Origin of the sequence: Synechococcus sp. WC101 (genome assembly GCF_047461555.1) — a bacterium.
Taxonomy (GTDB): Bacteria; Cyanobacteriota; Cyanobacteriia; order Thermostichales; family Thermostichaceae; genus Thermostichus.
The window spans coordinates 1-1,459 of sequence record NZ_JANSHG010000291.1 but is presented as its reverse complement, the minus strand read 5'-3'; the positions used below and the strand labels follow the sequence as shown (position 1 = coordinate 1,459).

Below are 1,459 nucleotides of genomic sequence, written 5' to 3'. Positions count from 1 at the left end.
TTCTCATACTTGCTGCGCAGCCGCTTTAGCTCTTGGATGGCGCTCTCGGTCAAGGTGATCATGGCGGGAAAGCTGACACTTACTTTTATCCTAACAGGGGTTTTGGGCCGCCTTTTCCCCTCGCGCGGCAGGAACAGTTGATAAGCTAGGGATCCCGTTTCCTCAAGCCTAACGTTCTGCCCTTGTGACGGATCCCAACGCCATTCGTGTTACCTTTCTGGGCACCAGCTCCGGCATGCCCACCCGCCAGCGCAATGTCTCGGGCGTGGCGGTGCAGTTTCCGCAGCGGTCAGAATGGTGGCTGTTTGACTGTGGCGAGGGCACCCAACACCAACTGCTGCGGCTAGACGAGCTGCGCCCCAGCCAGTTGCGCCGCATTTTCATCACCCACATGCACGGGGATCACATCTACGGCCTGCCAGGGCTGTTGGCCTCCTGCGGCCTGGGCAGCACCCCCCAACACATCGACATCTATGGCCCCCCCGGCCTGGAAGAGTACCTGAAGACGGTGCTGCGCTACAGCGAGAGCCGAATTCCCTATTCCTTCCGGGTTCACACCGTCGAAACAGGGCTCATTCTTCAGGATCCCGAGTACTGGGTCTTCTGCGCCCCCCTGGATCACCGGGTGCCCGCCTTCGGCTACCGCGTGGTGGAGCAAGACCGGCCCGGCACCTTCGACGTGGCCAAAGCCCAGGCAGACGGGATCCCGCCCGGCCCTCTCTACGGGCAGCTCAAGGCCGGCCAATCCATCCTCTGGCAAGGCCGCTGGTTCCACGGGCGAGATTACGTAGGGGCTCCGATCCCAGGGCGCAAGTTCTCCTACTGCACCGACACCATCTTCTGCCGCAACGCCGTCGATCTCTCTCGCGCCGCCGATCTGGTCATCCACGAGGCCACCTACGCCGAAGCGGATCGGGAGCTAGCCGAGCGCGCCAAGCACTCCACCGCCGCCATGGCCGCGCGGGTGGCCGCCGAAGCCAAGGCCCAGACCCTCATCCTCACCCACTTCAGCCCTCGCTACACCTCAGAGGGCCCTATCACTTTGGAAGACCTGCTGGCCGAAGCCCGGGCCATTTTTCCCAACACCATCCTGGCCCGGGATCGGATGACCTACGAGATCCCGCGCCGCAGCCCCGCTCCCCTGCCGGTGGGAGTCTAGACCTGCCTTGCTAGCTAGAATGATAGGACCGACAGCCTCAACCTGCGATGACGGATCCCAGACCCTATCCCGAACGGCCCAAAACCGAGCAACTGGAGCAAAACGCCAGCGAGTGGCAGGCCTTCAGCGCCTTGCCCCCCGCCACCTCTCTGCCTCCTGTGCAAGCCGAGCGACCGGCTTCTCAAGCAGCCAGCGTCCCCCAGGCTGAGGAAACCCTGCCCAAACTGGCCCCCTGGGGCAAACGGATCGGAGCCTTTGCCCTGGATTTTGGGCTGGGGCTGGGGGTCTCCTACCTGGCGC

At 63.7% G+C, this 1,459-nt stretch carries 1 protein-coding gene and 1 pseudogene; both read left to right on the top strand.

Annotation, left to right across the window (positions count from 1 at the left end):
- Positions 1-202: 202 nt before the first annotated feature.
- A complete protein-coding gene (gene rnz, locus NW809_RS12570) occupies positions 203-1,159 on the top strand; it encodes a ribonuclease Z (RefSeq protein ID WP_041439069.1) in 957 nt (318 codons plus the stop codon).
- A 47-nt stretch (positions 1,160-1,206) separates the two neighbouring features.
- Positions 1,207-1,459 (top strand): annotated as a pseudogene (locus NW809_RS12565) (hypothetical protein); the annotation flags it as partial.